Source organism: Vibrio sp. 378, from assembly GCF_033339435.1.
On sequence record NZ_JAWOUO010000575.1, the window covers coordinates 1 to 689 of the forward strand.

Annotated in this window: 1 protein-coding gene; it reads right to left on the reverse strand. The window is 47.6% G+C overall.

The genetic code is table 11. From position 1 onward, the window contains the following. A partial coding sequence (locus tag R7Q48_RS27615) for an FGGY family carbohydrate kinase (protein ID WP_318133466.1) occupies positions 1-663 on the reverse strand: 663 nt, incomplete at its 3' end. Positions 664-689: the final 26 nt, after the last annotated feature.

Genomic DNA, 689 nt, shown 5'->3' on the forward strand with positions numbered 1-689 from the left:
AGAGCGTTTTACTTCTGGCATCATTGACGCCGGAATGCCCATCTCATCCAACAGCTTTGGGTCCCAACATAGGTCGTTGATGTTAAACAGCATGGTACGTGATGCGTTGGTGTAGTCAGTAACGTGAACGCGGCCTTGAGTCATCTTCCATACTAACCACGTATCGACGGTACCAAACAGCAGTTTACCTGCTTCTGCATCTTCGCGTGCGCCTTCTACGTTATCCAGAATCCACTTCACTTTAGTGCCAGAGAAGTAAGGGTCAAGCACCAAGCCGGTGTTGTCGCGAACGTAATCTTCTAAGCCGCGGCTTTTTAGGTCTTCACAAATGTCTGCGGTACGACGACATTGCCATACGATTGCGTTGTAGACGGGTTTGCCTGTTTCTTTGTTCCAGACGATGGTGGTTTCACGTTGGTTCGTAATACCAATGGCAGCTAATTGGTCGCTTCGGATGCCTGACTTAGCCAAAGCTTCAACTAATGTAGAGCTTTGTGTTGCCCAGATTTCCATTGGATCGTGCTCAACCCAACCTGCTTGTGGATAAATCTGAGTAAACTCTCGCTGAGCGACGCTTACGATATTGGCGTCGTGATCAAGAATAACAGCGCGAGAGCTTGTCGTACCTTGGTCGAGGGCAACAATGTATTTTTGCTCAGTCATGGTAAGAATCCTTTTGTTTCGTTATT